At 65.0% G+C, this 18,780-nt stretch carries 15 protein-coding genes and 1 pseudogene; 8 read left to right on the forward strand and 8 right to left on the reverse strand.

All coding sequences use genetic code 11. The features are described 5' to 3' along the window. Positions 1–36: 36 nt before the first annotated feature. The 3 genes from OKW28_RS37790 to OKW28_RS37800 form a co-directional block, all read right to left on the reverse strand. Positions 37–1,290 carry an NAD(P)-binding domain-containing protein gene (locus OKW28_RS37790; RefSeq protein ID WP_429453013.1) on the reverse strand — a complete coding sequence of 418 codons (1,254 nt, stop codon included), beginning with the start codon at positions 1,288–1,290 and terminating at the stop codon, positions 37–39. Positions 1,291–1,327: 37 nt separating this feature from the next. Then, positions 1,328–2,317 (reverse strand): carboxylate--amine ligase, encoded by a 990-nt coding sequence (locus tag OKW28_RS37795; RefSeq protein ID WP_429453014.1) that lies wholly within the window; start codon positions 2,315–2,317, stop codon positions 1,328–1,330. A 718-nt stretch (positions 2,318–3,035) separates the two neighbouring features. After that, the gene (locus OKW28_RS37800; protein ID WP_429453016.1) at positions 3,036–4,259 is read right to left on the reverse strand and encodes a pyridoxal-phosphate-dependent aminotransferase family protein; all 1,224 of its coding nucleotides are present in this window, start codon (positions 4,257–4,259) and stop codon (positions 3,036–3,038) included. A gap of 223 nt (positions 4,260–4,482) precedes the next feature. On the opposite strand from OKW28_RS37800, the gene OKW28_RS37805 reads away from it, so the two are divergent. After that, entirely contained in the window at positions 4,483–5,478 is a 996-nt protein-coding gene (locus tag OKW28_RS37805; protein WP_429453018.1) for a 2-hydroxyacid dehydrogenase, read from the forward strand. A 44-nt stretch (positions 5,479–5,522) separates the two neighbouring features. Here the strand turns inward: OKW28_RS37805 and OKW28_RS37810 are convergent, their stop codons facing one another. Next, positions 5,523–6,146 (reverse strand): plasmid fertility inhibition factor family protein, encoded by a 624-nt coding sequence (locus tag OKW28_RS37810; RefSeq protein ID WP_429453020.1) that lies wholly within the window; start codon positions 6,144–6,146, stop codon positions 5,523–5,525. 100 nt (positions 6,147–6,246) lie between these two features. Between OKW28_RS37810 and OKW28_RS37815 the strand changes: the two genes are divergently transcribed. The 5 genes and pseudogenes from OKW28_RS37815 (at position 6,247) to OKW28_RS37835 (ending at position 11,371) form a co-directional block, all read left to right on the forward strand. Next, positions 6,247–7,065: a crotonase/enoyl-CoA hydratase family protein gene (locus OKW28_RS37815; protein WP_429453022.1), complete on the forward strand. Its 819-nt coding sequence runs from the start codon at positions 6,247–6,249 to the stop codon at positions 7,063–7,065. A gap of 99 nt (positions 7,066–7,164) precedes the next feature. Further along, the gene (locus OKW28_RS37820) at positions 7,165–7,557 is read left to right on the forward strand and encodes an SRPBCC family protein (RefSeq protein ID WP_090803201.1); all 393 of its coding nucleotides are present in this window, start codon (positions 7,165–7,167) and stop codon (positions 7,555–7,557) included. 198 nt (positions 7,558–7,755) lie between these two features. After that, positions 7,756–8,913 carry an MFS transporter gene (locus tag OKW28_RS37825; protein WP_429453023.1) on the forward strand — a complete coding sequence of 386 codons (1,158 nt, stop codon included), beginning with the start codon at positions 7,756–7,758 and terminating at the stop codon, positions 8,911–8,913. A gap of 289 nt (positions 8,914–9,202) precedes the next feature. After that, positions 9,203–9,469, forward strand: a pseudogene (locus OKW28_RS37830) (MFS transporter); the annotation flags it as partial. A 126-nt stretch (positions 9,470–9,595) separates the two neighbouring features. Continuing rightward, on the forward strand, positions 9,596–11,371 hold the full coding sequence (locus OKW28_RS37835; RefSeq protein ID WP_429453025.1) for a PQQ-binding-like beta-propeller repeat protein: 1,776 nt from the start codon (positions 9,596–9,598) through the stop codon (positions 11,369–11,371). A 106-nt stretch (positions 11,372–11,477) separates the two neighbouring features. Here the strand turns inward: OKW28_RS37835 and fahA are convergent, their stop codons facing one another. The 3 genes from fahA to OKW28_RS37850 form a co-directional block, all read right to left on the reverse strand. Further along, complete coding sequence (fahA, locus tag OKW28_RS37840; RefSeq protein ID WP_429453027.1) at positions 11,478–12,776, reverse strand: fumarylacetoacetase; 1,299 nt, start codon at positions 12,774–12,776, stop codon at positions 11,478–11,480. Beyond that, positions 12,773–14,119, reverse strand: a complete 1,347-nt coding sequence (gene hmgA / locus OKW28_RS37845; protein ID WP_429453029.1) for a homogentisate 1,2-dioxygenase — start codon at positions 14,117–14,119, stop codon at positions 12,773–12,775. The genes fahA and hmgA overlap by 4 nt, the downstream gene beginning before the upstream one ends. 62 nt (positions 14,120–14,181) lie before the next feature. Beyond that, entirely contained in the window at positions 14,182–15,537 is a 1,356-nt protein-coding gene (locus OKW28_RS37850; RefSeq protein WP_429453031.1) for an MFS transporter, read from the reverse strand. A 261-nt stretch (positions 15,538–15,798) separates the two neighbouring features. On the opposite strand from OKW28_RS37850, the gene OKW28_RS37855 reads away from it, so the two are divergent. Next, entirely contained in the window at positions 15,799–16,632 is an 834-nt protein-coding gene (locus tag OKW28_RS37855) for an EAL domain-containing protein (protein WP_429453032.1), read from the forward strand. 41 nt (positions 16,633–16,673) lie between these two features. Here OKW28_RS37855 and OKW28_RS37860 read toward each other — a convergent pair whose 3' ends face one another. Beyond that, positions 16,674–17,459, reverse strand: coding sequence for an IclR family transcriptional regulator (locus tag OKW28_RS37860; protein ID WP_429453034.1), 786 nt, complete (start codon positions 17,457–17,459; stop codon positions 16,674–16,676). A 94-nt stretch (positions 17,460–17,553) separates the two neighbouring features. Here OKW28_RS37860 and OKW28_RS37865 point away from each other — a divergent pair, with 94 nt between their 5' ends. Further along, positions 17,554–18,744, forward strand: a complete 1,191-nt coding sequence (locus tag OKW28_RS37865) for an acyl-CoA dehydrogenase (protein WP_429453035.1) — start codon at positions 17,554–17,556, stop codon at positions 18,742–18,744. Positions 18,745–18,780: the final 36 nt, after the last annotated feature.

Consider the following 18,780-nt stretch of genomic DNA (forward strand, 5'->3'; position numbering starts at 1 on the left):
AGGTGCGAGCGCGCAGGCGCGCCAGTTGCCTGGGTTTTATTCACCTGAGCGCTCCGGCATGGGTGCATGGGCGACGGGCCACGTGCGTTGCCGCGCACCCGCTTTCAACGAACCGATAATGTGCCGCGCCACGGTCGGCGACGCGTGCTTGGTTCCATAGACGAAGCGCATCACGGGCCCGAAGCTGTGCGCGCACGCGGGCCCGATCACATAGAGGCCGCGCACGCGCGTTTCGTAGTGCGACGTCAGGTCGGGCATGCCGCCCTGATTCGAAATCGTGTCGGCCAGATCTTTGGACAGGAACGCGTGCTGCCGCATGTCGGTTTTGAAACCGGTCGCGGCGATCACGTGATCGGCGCTCACCCGCGCTTCCTTGCCATCGCTCAGCACGTTCAGTACGACGCGGTCGTTTTCGATCGCCGCGGAGCGCACCACGGTGCGATGCGAGATCTGCACCTTGCCGACCACGCGATCGTGCAGCCACCACGCGCCGGACGCGCCGTACGTGTGCTCCATGATCTGCTTGCGGCGTCGCGGGTCGAGCATGTGGAACACGCCCGGAAACTCGGACAGGAACAGCGAGCGCCAGCCGCGCCCCAGTCCCGCGTCGGGTCCCTTGATGCGCGACAGGATGTTGCGACCGCCCTGCGGCCGCTCGTGCCACACCACGCTGCTCTCGCGCATCAGCACGTGCGCGCGCGCGCCGAGTTCATTGAGCAGCGCGGACAGCCCGAGCGCCGACTGCCCGCCGCCGACGATCGCAATGTCCTTGCCGCGCGCCCACTCGAGGTTCCCATACAGCTCCGAATGCGACGCATATTGCGCCGGCAAGTCCCGCAGCGCCGGCGGGGTTTGCGCGAAGCCCTTCAGGCCGAGCGCGATCACGACTCTGCGCGCGCCGAGCGAGCGGCCGTCGCTGAGCGACAGCTGGAACTGATCGCCGACGCGGCGCAATGCGAGCACGTCGACCGGCCGGATTTCGCCGACCAGATTCGACTGGAACCACAGCCCGTACTCGACGAAGGTTTCGAGCGTCAGCGCCATGCCGAGCGGTTGGTAAGGCAGTCCTTTCAGGCGGCAGTAGTCTTCGACGGTAAAGCCGCTGCGCGGCGCGTGCAGGCTCGACGCGAAAGCCTCGGAGCGCAGCAGCATGCCGGGCGGCATGTAGTTGCGCCACGCTCCCATCGGTTCCCCGAGGATCTGGTGATCCACGCCGGCGGCCTTCAGATGCGCGGCTAGAGAAGACCCGTAGGGCCCCGCGCCAATGATGATGGTATCGGTCAAAGACATTGCTGGTCTCCAGGGGGAACGGCTTGCGTCGCCAGCGTCAGGCTTTGGCCTGACGCGACTCGGGCGCCCTGATCGCTTTTTTCCAGCTGCGCTTCATGCGTCGCAGCGGATTCATCACGACATAGTGCTGCAACGCTGGGAACGGATCGTTCCAGCGGAAATAGCCATCGAAAATCTTTGTGCGCTCGCTCAGCAATTCGGGCGGCGGCCGGTCGGAAAACGTCGCGCGCCACGCAACCGGTTGCCGGCTCAGGCGCTCGACGGGCAATGGCAGGCCGAGTTCATGGCGGTACGCGGCAAGCGGAATGTTGACGCCGCACAGCGTCGCGATCTCCTCCTGCCAGTCCGTGCGGCCGACCGTCGGCTCGACCATCACGAACTCGTTGTAGTTGTCGTCCCACTTGTACTCGATGCTGCCCATGCCGTCGAAACCGGCCAGCTCGGCGAAGCGCCGCGTCAGCGGTTCGAGCGTCCCGCGCGCTTCGGGCGCGGCCACGCAGATCGCGGTATTGCCAACGCCCGGCGGCGAGCTCAACACCTTGCGGCCGGTGAACATGCTGACCATGTTGCCGTCGGCGCCGCGATAGAACAGCGTGAAGTGGATGTTGCTGTCAGGCCCCTCGATCCACTCCTGCGCGATGATGCCGCCCGGCGTCGCGAGCATCGCGATAGCGCGATCGCGTGCATGCTGCAGCGTGTCGACGCGCACTGCGCGTTCTTTCTCGCCGCGCAGCACGTTGCGCTTGTCGTCCGGTTTCAGCACGCACGGGTAGCGCAATTCGGCCAGCCGTTCGATGTCGGCAAGCTTGTCGAGCACGACCGAGCGCGGCACCGGAAAGCCATGCTGCTGCGCGAATTCGTGAAAGCGCGCCTTGCTCGACAACATCTTGACGGTGTCGTCGGCCGGCAGGCGGAACCGATACCAGTGCGACAAAGCCGCCCGATTTTCCGACACCGCATGCACCGCGTCTTCGTCGGTCAGAATCAGAACTGGCAGACGATCGAACCGCTTGCCGAGTTCGATCATTTCATCAACGAATATTTTCCCGACAAAACTCTTTACCTGATGCGCATGAACGTGTCGGCACCACGTCGCCGCGCGGGTCCTCGTATCGACTGCGATAACCGGAACGCGGGCCTGCGCGAGCGATCGCGCCACCCCCAGTCCGTTCAACTCTGCTCCAACGATAACCCCTGCCGATTGACCTGAGTCGTATGCGCTCGCCATAGTGTCGATATCCTTGCTTCGTACGTGCGCGGACCCTCGAAGACAGACTTCGAGACTCCACGCAATCGAATTATCGAATCGGATAGAAATCCTTTTTTGTTGCCTCGCGGGGGCGCTTTGGCGTTAAAGCTTGGTTCCGGCGGCATGCATGCATGAGCGCGGCAGGCACGTCCTGGCACGCGCCGTGTGTCGAATCATGGTCTTGCGATTTACCGCAGCGTGAGCATTGCGCTGCTCTCGCCGTGACCTACTTTACGTTTCGGCCTGATCTCGATACGTGCGCCGGCGCACAGAGAACAATAGAAAGCAAGAAAGGAAGAAAACCTTTTAGAAAGGCGCAGAGCCTTATTCCGTAAGGGTTTCGAAGATTTCGCCATTGTTATGTAAAAACGTTGCGAAGCATTAATTTATTGCAACGCGATAACGGCGGGAAAGACTTTCTAATGGAACTATAAAGTGCTGGATCGCACAAAAGATATGCGCTGCGAATGCTATTCGTAGCGCATCGGAAAAATGCTTATTTACCTTCGCTCAAGCCGCGCTCGAGCGCCGCGACACCCGCCGGCAGATCGACCTTGACGCCGAGATCGACCATCGTGCGGCCCAGCGCATGCACGGTGCGAAACAGGTTGTGCTCGCGGCACTGTTCGCCCATCTGGCCGATACGCACGATCGGCAGACCGAACGAGCCGGAGATTTCCACCTGATGCTGCCGCGAGATATGCGCGCAGACGTCGGCGGGACTGAGGCCGTCCGGCACTTCGATGCCGACCACCGAATTCAGGCGGCAATTCTCCGGCGCATACAGTTGCAGGCCCATCGCGGTGACGCCTTGTTGCAACGCGAGCGAACATTTCAGATGGCGCGCGAAGCGCTTCTCCAGCGTCTCCGCGCAGACGAGCCGCAGCGCCTCGTGCAGCGCGAGCACGCCCGACACCGGCGCCGTGTAGTGATACCCGGCGTTGTGCCAGAAGTTTTCCGCCAGCGACGCATCGAGGCACCAGTGCGTATTGGGCGCCGTGCGGCCTTTGACGCGCGCCCAGGCGGCGTCTGAAAACGCAATCAGCGACACGCCCGGAATCGATGACAAGCCCTTCTGGCCGCCGGTGATCACCGCGTCGATGCCCCAGGTATCCATTTCGAGCGGCATCGTGCTCAGCGTGCAGACAGCGTCGACGATCACGAGCGCGCCCGCTTCCTTCGCAAGCGCGGCGATGTCTTTCAGATGATGATTCCACACGGTGTTCGAGGTCTCGCCCTGCACGACCGTGACGACCTCGGGACGCTCGCGGCGCAGCGCGTCGGCGATCTGGTCGAGACTCGCGACCGTGCGGTCCGCGACTTCGAGCATGCTCACGCGCGCGCCGACGCGCCGGCCCATTTCGCCCATGCGGTCGCTGAAGAAGCCGTTCTTGATGCACAGCATGCGCGTGCCTTCCCACGCGAGATTGGAGATCGCCATCTCCATCGCGCCCGATCCCGGTCCCGCGACGCCGAGCACCCACTTCGACTGCGTCTGGAACACGTAGCGCGCCATCGTTTTCACCTGGTTCACCACCTTCGCCATCGTGCCGCCCAGATGGTTGATCACGATCGCATTGGCCTTCGCGACCGCGGCGGGAATCGGCACGGGGCCGGCGCCCATCATCAGCAGCGGTTCTTCGGGAAGGATGGCGTCGAGTGATTCGACTATCGGACAGGGGACGGACGAAGCAATGGTAGTGGAGGTTGAAGTCGGCATGATCGGTGTATGAATGTGAAGCGCAAAGGAACGAACGGCCTCGCGGCAGGCACGCCGCTCGAGGCCGTTCGTCCGATCATTCACTGAACCGTGTGATTGCGCAAGTTTTTTGGCCAAGGTAGCCAGCCGTCATGCGCAAGCGGTACCCGCGTTCACCACATCACCCTACTCTTTCATTCGCGAAGTCGCCTAACATCGAGAAACAGCTTCTTCGGAGCCCGATATGCGCACGATCCTGTTCAGCAGTCGTCAATACGACGTCGATACATTCACCGAGGCCAATGCCGCGCATGGCTATGAACTGCATTTCCAGGAATCCCCTCTCGACAGCGAGACCGCGATCCTCGCGCATGGCTACGACGTGGTCTGCCCGTTCGTCAACGACAGCGTCGACGCCGCCACGCTCGAACGGCTTCATGCGGGCGGCACGCGCATGATCGCGCTGCGCTCGGCGGGCTTCAATCACGTCGACCTCGCGGCGGCCGAGCGGCTCGGCATGCCGGTCGCACGCGTGCCGGCCTACTCGCCGTATGCGGTCGCCGAACATGCGGTCGGGCTGATTCTCGCGCTGAACCGGCGCCTGCCGCGTGCGGTCGCGCGCACGCGCGAAGGCGACTTCTCGCTGCATGGGCTGCTCGGCTTCGACCTGCATGGCAAGACGGTCGGCGTGATCGGCACGGGCATCATCGGCCGGGTGTTCGCGCGCATCATGGCGGGCTTCGGCATGCAGGTGCTCGCCTACGATCCGGGGCCGCCCGCCGACGAACTGCTCGCGCTCGGCACGCGCTACGTGCCGCTCGATACCTTGCTCGCCGAATCGGACGTCGTCAGTCTGCATTGCCCGCTGTTGCCCGACACCTATCACCTGATCGACCGCGCCGCGCTGGCGAAGATGAAGCGCGGCGCGATGCTGATCAACACCGGGCGCGGCGGGCTCGTCGAGGCGAACGCACTGATCGGCGCGTTGAAGGACGGCCAGCTCGGCCATCTCGGGCTCGACGTGTACGAGGAAGAAGGCGGCATCTTCTTCGAGGATCATTCGAATCTGCCGCTACAGGACGACGTGCTCGCGCGTCTGTTGATGTTTCCGAACGTGATCGTCACCGCGCACCAGGCGTTCTTCACGCGCGAGGCGATGACCGAGATCGCGCAGACCACGCTCGCGAACATCGCGGCGTGGCAGGCGGGCACGCCGCGCAACGTCGTGCAGACGGGGTAGCCGTGATAACCGTGGCGTACGCGAATTGCCGCGGACCGCGAAAGTTAGACGTCGCTGTCGCTGCCCGACTGGGTCGCGCGAATCGCGGTGCGGGCATCATCGGCCGCGCCGCACAGCTCACGCAGCAATCCCGCCTCGCGCTCGTGCACTTCGACCGGACACCAGCGCGCGCCCGCCTCGGCCAGATAGCGCGCGCGATGCTGGCCGTTGCGAAACGCCACCACCCCCTCGCGCTCGATGCCGACCCAGCCGAGCAATCCCGGCGCGCGACGCGTGGAGATCGTCACATAGGGCATCTGCGGAATCCGTGGGCTGTCGGGATCGAGAAACTCGCGAATGCCGCGGACCTTGCCCGCGTGCCATTCGGCGACCGGCTTCAGCACGTAATCGGTGTTGTCGCGATTCGCGCACACGAGCAGCTTGCGCAGATCGACGAGCACGACCTGATGACGTGTGCCGTCGGTGACGAAGACGCGCTTCAGACGCACATGGTCGTACCACGAATGCTCGTGCAACGGCACGATCCAGACAGTTTCGGCGCAGCTCGGGGCGGGGGCCGGCGATGAATTGGGCAAAGGCAGGGACAAAGGCAGGCTCGGCAAGCTGGCCGCAGGACGCCAGCGAATTAATAGAGCGCTAACGCTACGAGTCGGATGTGACGGAAACATGACAGCCTACCGGATTAATTACGCTGCATGAGCGCATGGCAACACTGCCTGATCGACAGGCAAACACGGAGCTTCAGATACCCTTCAGGTATACATAACGATGATAGCCACCGAACATTTCAATAACCATGTGCGAATCGAGTCGAATGACGGCAACGGCGTCGCTACGATCGTGCTGGAGAGGCCCGCGCGGCGCAACGCGGTCGATCGGCAGGTGGCCGAGGCGTTGAGCGCTGCGTTCAGCCGCTTCGAGGCCGAGCCGGCGTGGCACGCGGCCGTGCTGTTCGGCGCGGGCGGCACGTTTTGCGCGGGCGCGGACCTGGGCGCGCTCGCCGACGCGACGCGCCGCAATGAGCTGCACGCGGACGGCAGCGGCTCGGGGCCGATGGGACCGACACGCACATGCTTCAGCAAGCCGGTGATCGCCGCGATCGCCGGCTATGCGGTGGCGGGTGGGCTCGAGCTTGCCGCGATGTGCGACCTGCGCGTCGTCGAGGAAGATGCGGTGCTCGGCGTGTTCTGCCGGCGTGTTGGCATTCCGCTGATCGACGGCGGCACGATCCGGCTACCGCGACTGATCGGTCTGTCGCGTGCGCTCGATCTGATCCTGACCGGCCGCGCGGTCGATGCGCGCGAGGCGCTTTCGTTCGGGCTCGCCAACCGCGTGGTGCCGAAGGGCGAAGCGCGCGCGGCCGCCGAGCAACTGGCCGCGGAGCTCGCCGCGTTTCCGCAGGCGGCGCTGCTCGCCGATCGTCGCTCCACGCTCGAGAACAGCACGCTGGACGATCTCGCCGAGGCATTGCGGCGCGAAGGCGCGGGCGGCTACGCGGCAGTCTTCGCCGAGGGCGTGGCGGGCGCGGCGCGCTTTGTGTCCGGCGCGGGCCGTCATGGCGACACGTTCGACGCGGATCGCGGATAAGACGGCGCCGCGCGATCGGTGACAGGTTTGCAATCGCTGATCGCGACACTCCCGCGCGCACGAGACCTGGGTTACCCGAAACGAACAGGAGGAAATGCGATGGCTACGATCTACCGGGAAATCGCCGTGGCAACCACCGCGGCCGATGCATGGGCCGCGCTGCGCGATCCCGCCGGGGTCGCCCGCGTATTCGCGGGCGTGCTGATCGCGGCGCGCATGGAAGGCGACCTGCGCTGGGTTACCTTCGCCGACGGTACCGTGGTGGAGGAACGCGTGATTGCCGTCGACGATGCCCACATGCGGCTCGCCTACTCGGTGGGCGGCGGGCGCTTCGAGCATCATCATGCGACGCTGCAGGTCGTGGCCGACACGTCCGCACATTGCCGCGTGATCTGGATCGCCGACTTCAAGCCCGACGATCGCAGCAACGTGGTCGAAGCGCTGACGGATGCGGGCTGCGCGGCACTCGGGCGCAACCTCGCGCGGCGCTGAACGCCGCTCGGCGGCTCGGGCTCCCGCCGCCGCGTTCCACAAAAAACAACAGCTTTCCGGACAGCCTGCAAGCCAGATTTGACTTAGGTAGAATCCCCTACTGTTTTCCCCTGGCCGGCGACAGCGTTTCCGCCTTCGGAATCGCCCGCCCGGCGGCCGTTTTTCGCGCCGCTTCACGCGTCACACCCCATCATCGCCATGCCATTGCCTCTGCTTGCCCTTGCCGTTGCCGCGTTTGGAATCGGTACCACCGAGTTCGTCATCATGGGCCTGTTGCCCGATGTCGCGCGCGATCTGTCCGTGTCGATTCCGGCGGCTGGCATGCTGGTGTCCGCGTATGCGCTCGGCGTCACGATCGGCGCGCCGATCGTCGCGATCGCGGTTGCCAACATGCCGCGCAAAAAGGCCCTGATGAGCCTGATCGGCGTGTTCATCGTCGGCAATCTGCTGTGCGCGATCGCGCCGGGCTACGCGGTGCTGATGGCCGCGCGCATCGTCACCGCGTTCTGCCACGGCGCGTTTTTCGGCATTGGCTCGGTGGTCGCGGCCGGGCTCGTCGCGCCGAATCGCCGCGCGCAGGCAATCGCGCTGATGTTCACCGGCCTCACGCTCGCCAACGTGCTCGGCGTGCCGCTCGGCACCGCGCTCGGCCAGGCGGTCGGCTGGCGCGCTACTTTCTGGGCCGTGACCGGCATCGGCGTGCTGGCGGCGGCCGCGCTCGCGGTGTGCCTGCCCGCGAAGATCGAGATGCACAAGGCGAGCCTCGTGCGCGAATTCAGCGTGCTGAAGAACCCGCAGGTGCTGATGGTGCTCGGTATCAGCGTGCTCGCGTCGGCGAGCCTGTTTTCGACCTTCACCTACATCACGCCGATTCTCGAAGACGTGACCGGCTTCACGCCGCACGCGGTCACCCTGGTGCTGCTCTTGTTCGGCCTCGGCCTGACGGTCGGCAGCACGCTCGGCGGTAAACTCGCGGACTGGCGGCTGATGCCCTCGCTGGTCGCGTTCCTGATGGCGATCGTCGTGATCCTGTGCGTGTTCGCGGGCACGATGCACGCGCGCACTCCGGCGATGCTGACCGTGTTCGTGTGGGGGGTGCTCGCATTCGCGATCGTGCCGCCGCTGCAGATGCTGATCGTCGATCGGGCGAGCCACGCGCCGAATCTGGCGTCGACGCTGAATCAGGGGGCGTTCAACCTCGGCAACGCGACCGGCGCATGGCTCGGCGGCATGGCGATCGGCGCCGGCGCGCCGCTGACGACACTGCCGTGGGTCGGCGTCGCGACCGCGCTCGGCGCGCTGTTGTTGACGTTGTGGTCGGTGTCGATCGAGCGGCGGGTGGCGGTGGCGGGGTGAGCTTGCCAGGCATTTTGACGATGCGCGAAATGGGGTATTCCATTCCGGCGCGCGACAGCCGCTGTTCCGCGCCGATGCACCAGTGCTCGATGTCCGCCAGCAACGACGAGCGGCTCTGAGGGTAAGGCCTCGTTCGACAGCATTTCAGCCAGCGAGTGGAAACGATCTGCAACAGATCTTGAGCCGGGCGCCGAGACCAATACCCGCTTCCACTCACGCTTTTCCGCGAACGCAGTTTTTGCGACGTGCAGTGACGGGCGCGGCGTGCGGACCATCGTGCCAGGTTGTCGTGCTCGGCGCGGCCGCGGGCGCGATCTACACGCTGTCGGTGGTGGCCTGCGGCGAGCGCTTTCGCGGCGTCGCGCTGGTGTCGGCGAGTTCGCTGGTCGGCGCGTCGTGGATCGCGGCGAGCTTTGGCGGTCCGCTCGTCGCCGGCGCGTTGATGAAAACGGTCGGCCACGATGCGGTGGTCGGCGTGCTGTTGTGCGCGGCGCTCGCGTTTCTGACGGCGGCGTGGTGGGAGCGTCCGCGGATCGCGCTGCGGGCGCCGAGTTGACGATTAGACGCTAATTGCTGGCTTTTACGATCTATACGCAGGGTGATAATCTCAACCCACGTTGCGCGGACACTCGACGAACGGCCCATATTTCGTGGCGCCGCCGCAAGCAACGGGGAGTCCGCCATGGTCTCGATGCGCCTGTTGCTCCGTGCCAGCCTGTTGGGCACGGCGATCGCGGTAGCCGCGATCCTCGCGGCGAACTGTGGAGGCGGCGGAGGCGGAAACAGCAGTGCCCCGACGGGCGCGAGCGTCGGCGCCGGCGGCAGCGGCGCATCGGCCCCGGCCGCAGCGAGCGGCGGCAGCACCACCAGCGGTGGCACCACGAGCGGCGGCACCACCACCGGTAGCACCGGCGGCTCGGGCACCCCGATGGGCGGCACATCGGCGGCAGCCGTGCGCGACGTGCTCACCTATCACGACGACATCGCGCGCACCGGCCAGAACCTCGGCGAAACCACGCTGACGCCCGCCAACGTGGCGGCTTCGACGTTCGGCAAGGTCGGCTTCTTTAGCGTCGACGGCAAGGTCGACGCGCAGCCGCTGTTCGTCGCTGCGCTGGCGATCGCGGGCGGCACGCACAACGTGCTGTACGTCGCGACCGAGAACGACAGTGTGTACGCATTCGATGCCGACACCGGCGCGACCCTGTGGCAGGTGCGCACACTCGGCACCGGCGAAACCCCGAGCGACAACCTCGGCTGCAGCCAGATCGTGAACACCATCGGCATCACCTCGACACCGGTGATCGACCGTTCGCGCGGCACGCACGGCACGATCTACGTGGTCGCGATGTCGAAGGACGCGGCCGGCGGCTACCATCATCGCATTCACGCGCTCGACCTCGCGACCGGCGCCGAGCTGCTGAACGGTCCCACCGAAGTCGCCGCCTCTTACCCGGGCAGCGGCGCGGGCAATACGAACGGCGTCTTGCCGTTCACCACGTCGTTGTACGCGGAGCGCGCGGGGCTGCTGTTGCTCGGCAACACGGTCTACACGTCATGGACCTCGCACTGCGACCACGGCGGCTATACGGGCTGGATCATGGGCTACGGCGCCGACACGTTGCAGCAGACCACCTTGCTCAACCTGGCGCCTAACGGCATCGGCGGCGCGATCTGGATGAGCGGCGCGGGACCGGCGTCGGACGGCTCGTCGATCTATCTGCTCGATGCCAACGGCACGTTCGACACGACGATGACGTCGAGCGGCTTCCCCGCCAGCAAGGATTTCGGCAATACGTTCCTGAAGCTCGGCACGGCGGGAGGCCTGTCGGTGGCGGACTACTTCGCGATGACGAACGTCGTGCAGGAGTCCAACGACGACATCGACCTCGGCTCCGGCGGCGCACTGGTGCTGCCGGACCTGACCGACGCGAGCGGCACCGTACAGCATCTGACGCTCGGCGCGGGCAAGGACAGCACCATCTACGTGCTGAATCGCGACTCGATGGGCAAGTTCAACCCGATGGCCGACAACATCTATCAGGAGATTCCCGCGCAGCTGGCCGGCGGCGAGTTCGGCATGCCCGCCTATTTCAACGGGCGCGTGTATTTCGGCTCGGTCGGCGATCATCTGAAGGCGTTCACCGTGACCAACGCGAAGCTGTCGATCACACCGACCGCGCAAAGCGCGATGACGTTCGCCTATCCCGGGACGACGCCGAGCATCTCGGCGAACGGCACCACGAACGGCATCGTGTGGGCCGCCGAAAACGGCACCATCGCGGCCTTGCATGCGTTCGACCCGATCGCGCTCAACGAGCTGTACAACAGCAACCAGATGGGCACGCGCGATCAGTTCGGCACGGGCAACAAGTTCATCACACCATTGATCGCAAACGGCAAGGTGTATGTCGGCACGACGAATGGGGTGGCCGTATTCGGGTTGCTGGGTGGGTGAAGCGGACGACGCGCCGATTCATTTCGACCCGTACGCCCAAGGTCTCGCACAAACGACGAGGGCCGGCATTGCGCGCCGGCCCTCGCTCATCGTGACTGCCGCGCGCTCACCCTCGCGCCGGCAGAATCTCTGCGGCACACGCGCCGAACCCCACGCGATACCCGTCGCCCTGGCACCAGCCGACGAGCGTCAACTCATCGCCGTCCTCGATGAATGTGCGCGTGCCGCCCTCTTTCAACGCCAGCGGCTTCTTGCCGTTCCACGTCAGCTCCAGCAGGCTGCCGTACGAATCCTCGGTCGGCCCGCTGATCGTCCCCGAGCCCATCAGGTCGCCCACCCGCGTATTGCAGCCCGCCACCGTGTGATGCGCGAGCTGCTGCGCCATCGTCCAGTACATGTATTTGAAGTTGGTCCGCGCGATCGTGCTCGCTTGCCGCGCGGGTTGCGCACGCAATGTCACTTCGAGGTGAATGTCGAACGCATGCTTTCCTCGATGCCGCAGATAGGCGAGCGGCTCTGGCTCCTGCACCGGTTGCGCGACGCGGAAGGGTTCGAGCGCATCGAGCGTGACGACCCACGGTGAGATCGTCGTCGCGAAGGTCTTCGCATTGAATGGGCCGAGCGGCACGTATTCCCATTGCTGGATGTCGCGCGCGCTCCAGTCGTTCAGCAGCACCATGCCGAAAATGTGCGCCTCCGCGTCCTCGCACGCGATCGGCTCGCCCAGCGCATTGCCGCCGCCGATGATGAAACCCGTCTCCAGTTCGATATCGAGCTTGCGGCTCGCGCCGAACACCGGACGCTCCTCGTCGGGCAACTTCAGCTGACCATTGGGACGACGCACCGGCGTCCCGCTCACGACCACCGACGATGCCCGTCCGTTGTAGCCGATCGGCATCTCCGACCAGTTCGGCAGCAGCGCATTCTTCGGATCGCGGAACATCGCGCCGACATTGGTCGCGTGTTCCTTCGATGAATAGAAATCCGTGTAGCCCGGAATCTGCACCGGCAGATGCAGACGCGCATCGGCCGCGCGCACGAGCACCTTCGCGCGCAACGCGGCATCGTCGCGCAGCGTCGCGGTGTCGCGCGCGAGCAGTTGGCTCAACTGGATACGCACGCTGCGCCACACGTCGCGGCCAAGCGCGATGAAATCGTTCAGCGCATCGCGCGCGAACACGTTGTGCGCCGGCACGTTCAGCAGACCCGCGGCCTGCAATCCGGCGAGATCGACGATCTGATCGCCGAGCGCGACGCCCACGCGACGCGCGTCGTTGCCACGGTCGCTGAAAATGCCGAACGGCAGGTTCTGGATCGGGAAGTCGCCAGCCGGGTCGTTGGCCGACTCGATCCAGCTCTTGCGCGACGCATCGAGCGTCGCCTGGAGATCGTTCACCGCGTTCATCGTTGCTCCGGATTGAAGTGTTTCTCGAGGCCTTGCCAGCACTCGTAGTAATGCGCCTGCAGTTGCGCGGTTTCGAGCGCGAAGCGCGTCGGCTTGATCAGCGTGCGGGTCTCGAACATGAAGGCCATCGTGTCGTCGACCTTCTTCGGCACCGAGGTATCGATATGCGACGCCTTCTCGAACGTGTCCGCGTCCGGGCCGTGGCCCGTCATGCAGTTGTGCAGGCTCGCGCCGCCGGGCACGAAGCCCTCGGCCTTCGCGTCGTAGACGCCATGCACGAGGCCCATGAACTCGCTCGCGACGTTGCGATGGAACCAGGGCGGCCGGAACGTATCTTCGGCGGCGAGCCAGCGCGGCGGGAAGATCACGAAGTCGATCGTATCGACGCCCGGCGTGTCGCTTTGCGATTGCAGCACGAGGAAGATCGACGGATCCGGATGGTCGAAGCTGATCGAGCCGATCGTGTTGAAGCGGCGCAGGTCGTATTTGTACGGCGCGTAGTTGCCGTGCCATGCGACCACGTCGAGCGGCGAATGGCCGATGTCCGCGCGCCACAGATTGCCGTTCATCTTCGCGACGAGTTCGAATGCGCCTTCGCGGTCGTCGTATGCGGCGTGCGGCGTCAGGAAATCGCGCGGATTCGCGAGACCGTTGGAGCCGATCGGCCCCAGTTCCGGCAGACGCAGCAGCGCGCCGAAGTTCTCGCAGATATACCCGCGCGCGCTGCCGTCCGGCAGGCTGACCGCGAAGCGCACGCCGCGTGGAATCACCGCGATCTCGAACGGCTCGACATCGACTCGGCCCATTTCGGTCGCGATATGCAGGCGCCCCTGTTGCGGCACGATCAGCAGTTCGCCGTCGGCGCTGTAGAAGAAGCGATCGTGCATCGAGCGGTTCGCCGCATACAGATGGATCGCGCAACCGCTCATCGCTTCGGCCGAGCCGTTGCCCGCCATCGTGACCCAGCCGTCGATGAAATCGGTCGGTTCGCCGGGCATCGGCAGGGGGTCCCAGCGCAGTTGGTTCGGCGGCGTCGGCGGCACCTCGGCGAAGTTCGCGACGAGCCGCTCCGACGGCATCGAAGTGAACGGCTTGTGCATGGCCGCCGGACGAATCCGGTACAGCCACGAGCGACGGTTGTGACCGCGTGGCGCCGTAAACGCCGTGCCCGAAATCTGTTCGGCATACAAACCATAGGCCGCGCGTTGCGGCGAATTGCGGCCGGTCGGCAGCGCGCCCGGCAATGCCTCGGTCGCGAATTCATTCGCGAAACCCGACTGATAGCCGGGCTCGATTTCAGGACGCAGGCGTTCGTCGGCCGGCGTACGTGTTGAGGTATCCATACAAGGTTCTCCGCGAGTTGCCCGATTCTTTCCCGGTTGATACGTGATCTTTGCTGTCAGGCTCAGGCCGGCTCCGCTTCGGACGCGCGGTTGGGTTGCCGCGTCGCACCGGCGAGCACGACCACCAGCAGCGCCGAGCACAGCACCGGCAGCGCCGCTGCATGAAACAGCGCGGCATTCGACCAGTTCAACGCGATCAGGTGTCCGCCGACGAGCGGCCCGATCACCGAACCGATCCGGCCAATGCCGAGACTCCAGCCGATGCCGGTCGAGCGCAGCGCGGTCGGATAGAAATGCCCGGCAAGCGCATTGACGGCCGGCTGTCCGCCGACCACACAGAAGCCCCCCGCGAAAACGACGACGAGCAGCCACGGCAGCGCATGCGCGACCGCGCCGATCGTGCCGACCGCGAACGCGGCGAGCGCGAAGCACGCGAACAGCACGCGCACGAAACCCACGCGCTCGATGAACCAGCCGAGCAGCAGCGTGCCGATCACACCGCCCGTCTGCAGCACCGTGCCGACGATCACGGCCGTGCCCGGCGTGTAGCCGGCGTCGCGCATGACGGTGGGCAGCCAGTTCGACAGGAAGTACAGCACGATCAGGTTCATGAAGCTGATCGCCCACAGAATCAGCGTGACCGGACCGCGGCCCGCTCGGAACAACTCGGCGACCGGCGCGCCGTCGCTGCGCTTTTCGCTGACGACGAGCCGCGTGTTCGCGTCGATCCGCAGAGCCGGGTTGAACCTTGCCAGCCACCTCACCGCGCGCTCGCTGCGGCCCTTCAGCACCAGGAACTGCAGCGACTCCGGCAGCATCGCCAGCATCGCGAACGCGAGCAGCAACGGCACGGCGCCACCGACCCAGAACACCCCGCGCCAGCCATAGGCCGGAATCAGCGCAGCGCTGACGAAGCCGCCGACCGCCGCGCCGAGCGTGAAGCCGCACGACACCAACATCATGCGCTTGACGCGATGCGCGGGCGTCGAGAATTCGCCGACCAGCGCCATCGCGTTCGGCATGATGCAGCCGAGCCCGAGACCCGTGATGAAACGCAGCGTGATCAGCGCGGGAATCGTCGCTACGAACGGCGTGACGAGCATCGACAGCGAGAAGAAGAACGTCGCGCCGATCAGCACCGGCCGGCGACCGATGCGGTCGGCCAGCACCGACAGCCCGAGCGCGCCCAACAGCATGCCGAACAGGCTCGCGCTGAAGACCGGGCCAAGCGCGGTTTTCGCGACGCGCCATTCGGCGATCACGCTGGGCGCGACATAGCCCATCGCCTGCGCGTCGAAACCGTCGATCAGCAGACACAGCCCGCACAGCGCAAGCAGCATCGCCTGAAAAGTCGGGCGATCGGTTTCGGCGAGCACGCGCTCGACTTCGATCACATTGGCGGCGGGTTGGTCACTCATTGGGTCGTTCCCTCTAAAATTGCGTTTTACGAATAGTAAAACGAATTACGAATAGTGAAACTAACGTATACCCTTGGAAACACGCCCGCGAACCTCGTCATTCCGCGCTCATCCCCGGCCGATAAGCGTGAGGCCAATAACGATATGAGCATTTTTTGTTAATCTGCGCAGGGCGCGTACTGCTACCATCAATGAATGCGGCCATCGCGTCGCGCTGCCACGCGCCCGGTGCGCGTTCATCGTCGCCTTTCATCTGCCTTCATGATTTCGCCGACCATCCCCGATCTGATCGCCCGCGCCGCTCATCACCCGTTTCTCGGCGAGCATCTGGCAATGGGACAAGGCGGGCACGCCGGCATCGCGCTCGCACATTTCGATGGCATCGAGCTCACGAGTGCCTACGAGCCGATCTTCGACATCAGCGTGCACGGGCTTGCGCAGTCGCTGTCATGCGGCGCGGAAGGGGTCGACCGCTTCGGTGATGAACTCGGCTTTCAGGCGGTCACGCACCGGCTCGACGCGCCGCCATTCGAGGTGTTCGATCCGTTCGACAACATCGCCGACGATCAGCAGCTGGTCGCGCTAGACCGCATGTCGCGCGCGCTGCACGCAATCAACTTCTTCGGCCCGCAGCGACATGGATTGCTGTTTCTGCGGGTGCACGAGAGGCTGTTGAAGAGCGTGAAGTACGACCACGGCCGGCATTTTTCGAGCGTGCTGACCTCGTTCAATTTGAGTCCGACGCGCATCGTGATCGAGTTGCCGGCGGCGGCGGTCGCACACAAGACGTTCCTGGGCTATCTGACGCGCAGCTATCAGCACTACGGGTTCAAGGTGGCGGGCAATCTGTCGAACGCGGGGCAGATCCTGTCGGTATCCGAAACCGCGCGGCTCGACTTCATCAAGATGGATGCGGCAGCCGCATTGCGCGACGCGACCGTGAAGCCGCTCGTGGGTTACGCGGGCCGGCTGCGGGTGCCGCTGATTTTCAATCGCGTGACGGATGAGGCGCAATTCTCCGCGCTACAGCAGTACGACGTGCGGTTCGTGCAAGGGCCATTATTCAACGCGCATTATCACGACCGGGCGGCGTGACACAGTGTGGGCCCGGTTAGCCGGGGCGCTGCGGCATTACCTCAGCCCGGCTCCCCCAGCCGCGCCGCGAGCGCCTTCAGGCGCGGCGCGACATTCTCGCGAAACACTTCCTCCCCCATTGACGACGCCGGCCCGCTGCAACTGAGCACGAGCCAGCGCTTTTCGCGCGGCTCGCGAAACGGCACCGCGACTGCGTTCACGTCGTCATGCCACGCACGAAACGAGTAGCAGCATCGCTCGGTCGCGAATGCGGCGATCTCCTGTTCGGCTTCGGCGACGAGCATCGCCCCCACTCTGCCAGCCGCTTTTTTCAGTTCCGCGAGTAACGCGGTACGCGCGTCGGGCGACTGCACGGCGAGATAGGCGCGGCCCATCGAACTCGTCAGCATCGACAGTTTCGAGCCGGATGCGAGGCCGAGCGTCAATGCGGTTTCGCTGCGAATCGTCTCCAGATACACCATGTCGAGCCCGTCCCGGCACCCGAGCGAGACCGCCGCGCCGACCTCGCGCGCCAGGCTGCGCAGGTGCGGGCGTGCCAGTTCGAGCATGTCGGTGCCCGACAGCAGCGCGAAACCGAGCGACAGCACGCCCGCGTCGAGCGCATATTTGCCGTGTCTTTCGTCCAGCCGCAGATAGCCGAGCACGGTCAGCGTGTAGGCGAGCCGGTTCACGGTTGCCTTCGGCAGACCCGTGCGTTCGACGAAATCTCGATTGCCGAGCATCGTCTCGCCTGGCCGGAACGCGCGCAACAGGTCCAGCCCGCGAGCAAGGGCGACGACGAATTTGCGTTCGTCGAGCGGAGCGGAGAAAGTGGATGGCAGCGTCATAGGGTGATACACTCGAACGATATTTGCAAAACATTGTTTCGCAAAGCGGAACTCTAGTCAAGCTGGTTCTGAGCGAGAAATCAGGAGATACGTCATGGCCGTAGCCGCGCAGTTTCACTGGGAAGACCCGTTGCTGCTGGATCAGCAACTCACCGAAGACGAACGTATGGTGCGCGATGCCGCTGCGGCTTACTCGCAGGACAAGCTGCTGCCGCGCGTGCTGGAGGCGTTCCGCCACGAAAAGACCGATATCGGGATCTTTCGCGAAATGGGCGAGCTTGGCCTGCTCGGTCCGACGATTCCCGAACAGTACGGGGGCCCCGGTCTGAACTATGTCGCGTACGGGCTGATCGCGCGTGAAGTGGAACGCGTCGACTCCGGCTATCGCTCGATGATGTCGGTGCAGTCGTCACTGGTGATGGTGCCGATCTACGAATTCGGCTCGGACGCGCAGAAGGAAAAATATCTGCCGAAGCTCGCGCGCGGCGAGTGGATCGGCTGCTTCGGCCTGACCGAGCCGAACCACGGCTCCGATCCAGGCAGCATGGTCACGCGCGCGAAGAAAGTCGATGGCGGCTACTCGTTGTCGGGCTCGAAGATGTGGATCACCAATTCGCCGATCGCCGACGTCTTCGTTGTATGGGCGAAGCTCGAGGAAGACGGCAAGGACAACATCCGCGGCTTCATTCTCGAGAAGGGCTGGAAGGGTCTGTCGGCACCGGCGATCCACGGCAAGGTGGGTCTGCGCGCGTCGATCACCGGCGAAATCGTGCTCGACGAAGCGTTCGTGCCGGAAGAGAACATCATGCCGGATGTCAGCGGCCTGCGCGGTCCGTTCACGTGTCTGAACTCGGCGCGCTACGGCATCGCCTGGGGCGCGCTCGGCGCGGCCGAAGCATGCTGGCACATCGCGCGTCAGTACGTGCTCGATCGCAAGCAATTTGGCCGGCCGCTCGCCGCGAACCAGCTGATCCAGAAGAAGCTCGCCGACATGCAGACCGAAATCACGCTCGGGCTGCAAGGCGTACTGCGCCTCGGCCGCATGAAGGACGAAGGCACGGCCGCGGTCGAAATCACCTCGATCATGAAGCGCAATTCGTGCGGCAAAGCGCTCGACATCGCCCGCCTCGCGCGCGACATGCTCGGCGGCAACGGCATTTCGGACGAGTTCGGCGTCGCGCGTCATCTGGTGAACCTCGAGGTCGTCAACACCTACGAAGGCACCCACGACGTTCACGCGCTGATTCTCGGCCGTGCGCAGACCGGTATTCAGGCGTTCTTCTGATTCCGATGCTGGTGTATCGATAATGCAAAAAAGCCG

The sequence above is a fragment of the Paraburkholderia sp. 40 genome, assembly GCF_050434105.1.
In the GTDB taxonomy this organism is placed as follows: domain Bacteria; phylum Pseudomonadota; class Gammaproteobacteria; order Burkholderiales; family Burkholderiaceae; genus Paraburkholderia; species Paraburkholderia tuberum.

Excerpts from the sequence above, each read along its gene's own strand:
- fahA (WP_429453027.1), bottom strand. The coding sequence starts at position 12,776 with ATGAACGCGGTGAACGATCTCCAGGCGACGCTCGATGCGTCGCGCAAG.
- OKW28_RS37795 (WP_429453014.1), bottom strand. The coding sequence starts at position 2,317 with ATGATCGAACTCGGCAAGCGGTTCGATCGTCTGCCAGTTCTGATTCTG.
- OKW28_RS37835 (WP_429453025.1), top strand. The coding sequence starts at position 9,596 with ATGGTCTCGATGCGCCTGTTGCTCCGTGCCAGCCTGTTGGGCACGGCG.
- OKW28_RS37815 (WP_429453022.1), top strand. The coding sequence starts at position 6,247 with ATGATAGCCACCGAACATTTCAATAACCATGTGCGAATCGAGTCGAAT.
- OKW28_RS37855 (WP_429453032.1), top strand. The coding sequence starts at position 15,799 with ATGATTTCGCCGACCATCCCCGATCTGATCGCCCGCGCCGCTCATCAC.
- OKW28_RS37790 (WP_429453013.1), bottom strand. The coding sequence starts at position 1,290 with ATGTCTTTGACCGATACCATCATCATTGGCGCGGGGCCCTACGGGTCT.
- OKW28_RS37850 (WP_429453031.1), bottom strand. The coding sequence starts at position 15,537 with ATGAGTGACCAACCCGCCGCCAATGTGATCGAAGTCGAGCGCGTGCTC.
- OKW28_RS37865 (WP_429453035.1), top strand. The coding sequence starts at position 17,554 with ATGGCCGTAGCCGCGCAGTTTCACTGGGAAGACCCGTTGCTGCTGGAT.
- OKW28_RS37805 (WP_429453018.1), top strand. The coding sequence starts at position 4,483 with ATGCGCACGATCCTGTTCAGCAGTCGTCAATACGACGTCGATACATTC.
- OKW28_RS37800 (WP_429453016.1), bottom strand. The coding sequence starts at position 4,259 with ATGCCGACTTCAACCTCCACTACCATTGCTTCGTCCGTCCCCTGTCCG.
- OKW28_RS37860 (WP_429453034.1), bottom strand. The coding sequence starts at position 17,459 with ATGACGCTGCCATCCACTTTCTCCGCTCCGCTCGACGAACGCAAATTC.
- hmgA (WP_429453029.1), bottom strand. The coding sequence starts at position 14,119 with ATGGATACCTCAACACGTACGCCGGCCGACGAACGCCTGCGTCCTGAA.
- OKW28_RS37825 (WP_429453023.1), top strand. The coding sequence starts at position 7,756 with ATGCCATTGCCTCTGCTTGCCCTTGCCGTTGCCGCGTTTGGAATCGGT.
- OKW28_RS37820 (WP_090803201.1), top strand. The coding sequence starts at position 7,165 with ATGGCTACGATCTACCGGGAAATCGCCGTGGCAACCACCGCGGCCGAT.
- OKW28_RS37810 (WP_429453020.1), bottom strand. The coding sequence starts at position 6,146 with ATGTTTCCGTCACATCCGACTCGTAGCGTTAGCGCTCTATTAATTCGC.